Genomic DNA, 6,364 nt, shown 5'->3' on the forward strand with positions numbered 1-6,364 from the left:
CTGGCATTGTTCTTCATGACCATATAATGAAATAAACTCATGAATAGAAATGCCTTTTTGGAATTGAATCTGATTTTTAGCCATTTTCATTTACCTCCACACAGACTTATTGTAAGTATACGCCTATGGGAGCTGAATTTAAGTGATAATCAGGAAACGTTATTTAGCACCTTACCTAGTATCTTCTTATGGTGGCTGGAACAGATACCCTCCCCAAAATATCATATGCTTAGAGCTAACCTGCTGTATGATAGGTGTTTTATCCCCTTAATAATCCAGATTGTGCCTTCAAAACAGCAGGGGACAGTGAAGTTTACGATCAATTTCTTCGTCAACTAACTGCTAATCCTCCACTCGACCGCAATAAACACGGAGCCAGCGCTAAAACACCATGGTTGATTTTTACGAATGCCGGGAATTTTAAACTAGGGTAAATCATCAAGTTGTACAGTTTCAATATGTAAATTAAACAAAATTTCGAGATAAAAAAAATAGCTGGGGTTTAGGGCAAGTCAGGCAGACGATTATCAACTCTTTATTTAGTGTCCCTCTGTATACGATGGTGATATGGTTATTAGATTATCACCTTGAAAACCGAGGTATTCATTTGCCTTGCAAGGTACACAGTATTAAACAGCGAAGAGTAATTCGACATCAAGAATGCTTTATGTCATTCTTCACCAAAGTTATTTGAGTTGAAACTGGGAACTCTCTTTTATCACTTAGATAAGGCTTACAGGAAATAACTGACATCTCTAACATGAGCCATCTGAAGATGATGCGCTTATTTTGATATGAAACAAAACTATAAGATTGTAAGTGAGATCTGCTAGGCAACCAGAGCATAAACATGAGAGCTTTAAGCTATATTCTGTCTAACCAGTTCAATAATCGGCCGTAAATTGGTTAAAATAAAATACGGTCATTATTGAGAAAACTCCAAACGGTCTGATGAATGGTAACAAAGGTGATTTTCTAGGCACCGGCGATATATTTAATCAATCGCCGATGCAAAGGAAGTGCTATAAAACGTATGGGCACATTTTTATCGCCCGTTCCTAAAAAGTGAATAAGAAAAAAATATCAGTCGATTGTGTCGACGCGGACGTATTGATCAAACAGCGTTTGTATGTGTTGATAATCTTGCAACAGTGTTTTTTCATTATCGGCGACCAAATGCACAATGCCCGGCGAACTGCTGAGATCAAATGTTTTTACCAAGATATCACCAACGTTGGGTTTTAGTTTGAAATTAACGACACTCGGAATATATCTCAGATGTTGTGGAAAGTCGAACAGGGTAATTTTTCCTGCCTTTTTCGATATAAGGAAAATTTGCAACCCTAGTTTTTTCACTTGATAGGGCAGACCAATCCGTTGCAGAAATTTTTCTGGTTCTAAGTAGCTTTCCAGTGTAAGTGCAATCTGATCATTGCCAAGGCAAGCTTGGTTAAACTGCGGATCGACAGCTCCGCTAATGCGCGAAGCAATTTCAACCAGCATAGGCCCTTCAGGAGTGATAATGACCTCAGAGTGTGCAGGTCCATATTTAATATCTAATGTATCCAAGACTCTGAACACATATTCCTTTAGCAATGCATATTCCTCGGATCGGCTGTCTACTAGATAGTTTTTATTGTAAATCCGTGAATAACCTTTAATATGAATCTTATCAGTGTACCAAATGTCCGAAACATAATGTTGCCCGTCGCGGCTAACAGTGTTCACCATAAACTCTTTTCCTGATAGAAAGGTTTGCAGTAGAACCTCTTGGTTAATAAAGCCCATATTATTTTCAACGCCCATCACCTGATGAAAAGCATTGATAACCTCCTTTTCTGAATAGCAGAAGTGTACGCCGTTAGTGCCTGCGCTATCCAGAGGCTTCAATACCACCGGCCAATCATAGCGACGGGCAAAGTTTAGTGCTTCATTTAGAGTATCGGTACGGCAATAGTGCGGTATGGGAATATTTGCTACAGATAAAACATCAGCCATCTCAGATTTGTCACGTCGCGCACGGCTTTTTTCTATGCCATTGTTGTGCAAACCGAAATGGTAGCTAAGTTTGTCTGCCAATAGTACCCCAGGTTCAACACCAGGTAGAATTTCACATAATTCGGCATCCAGTGACGCAACTAATGTGTTGATATTACCAACGGTGATGTTGAAATCACCTGTGTGAACCAGCGTAGCGTCATACTGTTCGAGATCGAATAGATTAAGTCGTGGCAAGGGCTGTGAGGTACCTAACAGGTGAACGCAAAGATAACCCTGTTGTTTAAGATATTGCTGAAAGTATCGGGCGGGACCATAGGCATCAACGATAATAACAAGTTTGCGATTTATGGACATAACCAATTCCTTAACTGTTTTAAAAGAAAGCATAAAGTACACTCGCATCATAAGTTTTGTTGTTTTAATGTTGTCTATAGTGACAAATTACTCATACCTGATGCCTCTCAATGTAGGTACTTTTAATTGGCAAAACGTATAAAACTTAGTAATGCCAAAATAGTAAGATTAATTAAATAGCCATTCGTCTTTGCCGAATAAGCGGCGTGAAATAACACCTTTTTGCTGTGCTTTCTGGATAAAGCGATCTGATTCGATAATTTGCTTTGCTTCCGGTGAGTAATTAATGTTCATGATGTAATTCAACCAAGGCTCTTCGCCCATGGAATAGACATAGGCCTGTTTAGTATTCAGATGAGAAATCAACGCTGTAGCTTTATCGCAATCTGAACCAGACAGTGTGCGGCTGCGTGTCGCTTCTTTATTGTAGTTTCGTGTGATAAGTGGCCCATACAGCCAATGGAGCGGTCCACCATCGCATTCCATACCAATAAACACCACCTCAATGTCGCCTAAAGTGCGGAAAGCGCGACGGTAAACGTCTCCGTCAAAGTTGTTTAGATCGGCCCCAGCAAAATAGGAACGATTGTGGAGACATATGTTGTAGACTAGCTTTGTTTGTATATCCAATTCGGCATGTTCGCCGATAAAAGGAATCGCCGTAATCGCACCGCTCGACAGGGCAATCTGATCCATCTCTTCCATTTCAATGATATTATTGAATCCCATGTGCTGCAGGATGCGCTTCAGAGATGGATCTGCAAGATCGCCACGGTTGTTGCGCGGTACCACAATCTGCTTGACCCGGTGTCGAATTTTGAGCAACGTTTCAATGGAAAAATGATCTTGATGAGCGTGAGTTATGAGCACGTAATCAATGGTGTCTGGCAGATTACTATAGGTAAAGCGTTCAATGTTGGATGGATAGTCATAACTGATCAACGGATCTATCAAGATAGTGGTCTCTTTGGTTTCCAGTAATAAGCAGGCGTGGCCGTAATAGCGAACTCGTACTCCTTCACCGGTGTAACAAGTATTATACGTGGCAATGGGCTCACAGCTGAAGAAGCGCAACAACGATTTCAATTGGGTCGGTGTAAGCTGCAGTTTTTCTACTAGGGTTTGTTCATCAATACCATCGCGGGTAGAACGTTGAATGTCATCAATAATAGAGGAAGCAAAAGGCAGGGGAAGAATGAAGTTTTCCTCAGTTTGCAACACCGGCGTACCGAGGATAAACGGCCGTTTGTCGGAATGAAGACTGGAGAAAGCAATAGACTGTGGTTGGGTGGAATAGTAATCCTGCCATATTAACGATTCGTAAAACTTAAGTCCTGGTTGAAAATCCAAGTTATACACCAGTTCTACCAGCCCCTTCAGTGCAGGGTGCAGAGTATCATATAGTGGCTCCAGAGTTTTGCCTGCAGGCTGTAGCACCTTTTGAGAAGCATCCTCAATTCCTTCCGCCAGTGCGATCAACGCCTGGCATTCAGCTAGTGTTTTGACCAGCAACTTTTTGATGTCATCAGAGAAATAACCATCCAATTGTACTACCGGACCACCTTCAAATTTCTGGTTTTTAACTTGGGGCTTAGTGCCAGTGTCGATAAAATGCTTCATGATTTTTAGGTGGCGATTTTTAATATGCATAGATGCTGTCAATGGGCTCATGAGGTGTGACCAGGCATGCCAATTCCACAGCAAGGGCTCAAGAATGGCATTCGACTTCAGATACATTTTTGACATTGCATAATCCTTAATTAGAGTTAAACGATAACGAAAGAAGGATCCATCAGACTTTTCGCATCGCCCAGTAGGTTCCCAAAGACACCAAAACCCACGTCACTAAGGTGGCACTGATAGTAGAGTAAGGAAGTACGCTGAACTTACCATCATAAAGTTGCATCAATACTACCAGTACTGGCATTAGTGGTGAGATAATGGCAACACGTAACGGGTCCAATTGTTTTAGTGCCACTTGTAGTAACACCAGAGGAACAATCACGAAAATAAGCGTGATCAACAGTATAGATACCACCAGATCCTGGTTCAATGTTACTGGGTGTATGGTGAAACCAATGATTCCGGAAATCAGGATGGTGAGGTAAAAGCGCATACATATCACATCAATGATCCCAAAATCATTTTCCATGATTTTTTTTGTTAGAATATTGTTAACCGAAGTTGCAATACCGGAAAGGTAACAGCACAGTAAGGAAAACATTATTTGATAGTGTGAGGCACCAGGAATGCTATTGTCTCCCAGAAGTGTACGGAAGCTCAAAAAGACTATGACAATAAACAGCGCTGAGCTGATCCCTACCAACTTGTAGGGTGAGGGCTGTTTCAAGAACAAGTGGGTAATAACAGCTGAGGAGATCGGGTTGATACCAAGGATTAACGTGGCCACCAGCGTCGGCTGAAGATAAGTTAGAGGATAGATCATTAACCCCCAGCTGATGAAGCTACTAACGTTAATGCCTACAATCGGAAACATCACTTGTTTTTCTCTGATTCGACACCACAACTCGCTGAGAGAAGACGCGTTGTAAATTAGGAAGGCACTAGTAGCCAACGAGAAGGTAAAAAAACAGACAATGAATGGACTCAAACGCTGGCTAACTTCGCTGGTTAGTAACATGGAAAAGGCAGTGACAAAACACCAGCCGTAAGCCGCAATATAACCCAAATATTGATGCATAACCCTATCCTTATTAAGGACAATGTAATAGTACTATGTGTTTATCGCCCTGATTTTTTTATCTGTTGATTACGCTCGGCAGAGTAGAATATTCAACATACGGCGCAACGGTTCGGCTGCACCCCACAGCAGTTGATCGCCGACTGTTAGGACCGAATAAATCGGTTCATCGTTAAGCGACATTTTCTTGTAACGGCCAATACCCACGTGCAAGGAACCACTGATAGCGGCAGGAGTCAACTTGCTGACGCTCTCTTCTTTATTGTTGGATATATATCTTACCCACGGATGTGCACTTTGCACTAGTTCAACAAATTCAGTCTCACTGATGTCGCGTTTTAGTTTCATGGTGATCGCTGCACTGTGACAACGAATTACACCGACTCGAATACATAGACCGTTGACCTTGATGGTTCCAGGCTTGAGACCTAGGATCTTGTTAGTTTCCACTTCGCCTTTCCATTCTTCGCGGCTGTTGCCATCACCGAGATCGCTATCAATCCAAGGGATGATGCTACCCATCAGAGGCACACCGAAGGCCTGTGTTGGCAATTGCGAGCTGTTAATCAAATCAGTGACCTTTTCCACTAGCGGCAGTACGGAACCTTTGTCGGCCAAATCGTCTGTGCTCAAGTGTTGGCTGATATATGCATTTTGCGCTATTAATTCACGTACATACTTTGCACCTGCACCAGAAGCGGACTGGTAGGTCATCAGGCTCATCCATTCAATTAGGTTAGCTTTTACAAGACCGGCCAGGCCCATAAGACTCAGCGTAATAGAACAATTTCCTCCGACAAAAAGTTTGGTACCCTTATTAACCTCGCGATCAATTTGGCTTCGGTTGACTGGATCGAGAATGATACAAGAGTTCTTATCCATGCGTAGTACCGAGGCAGCGTCAATCCAATAACCTTGCCAGCCATTGGCCTTGAGAGCTGGATAAACTGCTTTAGTGTAATCTCCACCTTGACAAGTAATGATTATATCCATTTCCATCAACGCGTTGACTGAGTTGGCATCTTTGAGTTGATAAGTAATCCCATCAATGATAGGACCCGCGGAACCAGCACTCGATGTACTATAAAAATGAGGGACAATACCCTGAAAATCATTCTCTTCCAGCATACGCTGAAACAAAACAGAGCCCACCATTCCCCGCCAACCAATTAAACCGACTTTTTTCATCATATTATATTTCCTGATTATCACTTAAATTCAGCTCCCATAGGCGTATACTTAAAATAAGTCTGTGTGGAGGTAAATGAAAATGGCTAAAAATCAGATTCAATTCCAAAAAGGCATTTC

At 41.9% G+C, this 6,364-nt stretch carries 4 protein-coding genes; all 4 read right to left on the reverse strand.

The genetic code is table 11. The features are described 5' to 3' along the window. Positions 1–1,083 precede the first annotated feature (1,083 nt). The 4 genes from SLS51_RS22165 to asd all read right to left on the reverse strand — a co-directional run bounded on the left by SLS51_RS22165 (position 1,084) and on the right by asd (position 6,244). Positions 1,084–2,355 carry an ATP-grasp domain-containing protein gene (locus tag SLS51_RS22165; RefSeq protein ID WP_323840693.1) on the reverse strand — a complete coding sequence of 424 codons (1,272 nt, stop codon included), beginning with the start codon at positions 2,353–2,355 and terminating at the stop codon, positions 1,084–1,086. Between the two features lie 168 nt (positions 2,356–2,523). Further along, entirely contained in the window at positions 2,524–4,101 is a 1,578-nt protein-coding gene (locus SLS51_RS22170; protein WP_323840694.1) for an MBL fold metallo-hydrolase, read from the reverse strand. Positions 4,102–4,147: 46 nt separating this feature from the next. Beyond that, on the reverse strand, positions 4,148–5,056 hold the full coding sequence (locus SLS51_RS22175) for a DMT family transporter (RefSeq protein WP_323840695.1): 909 nt from the start codon (positions 5,054–5,056) through the stop codon (positions 4,148–4,150). Positions 5,057–5,125: 69 nt separating this feature from the next. Next, positions 5,126–6,244 carry an aspartate-semialdehyde dehydrogenase gene (gene asd / locus SLS51_RS22180; RefSeq protein WP_323840696.1) on the reverse strand — a complete coding sequence of 373 codons (1,119 nt, stop codon included), beginning with the start codon at positions 6,242–6,244 and terminating at the stop codon, positions 5,126–5,128. Positions 6,245–6,364 lie beyond the last annotated feature (120 nt).

The sequence above is a fragment of the Photorhabdus africana genome, assembly GCF_035181445.1.
In the GTDB taxonomy this organism is placed as follows: Bacteria; Pseudomonadota; Gammaproteobacteria; order Enterobacterales; family Enterobacteriaceae; genus Photorhabdus; species Photorhabdus laumondii.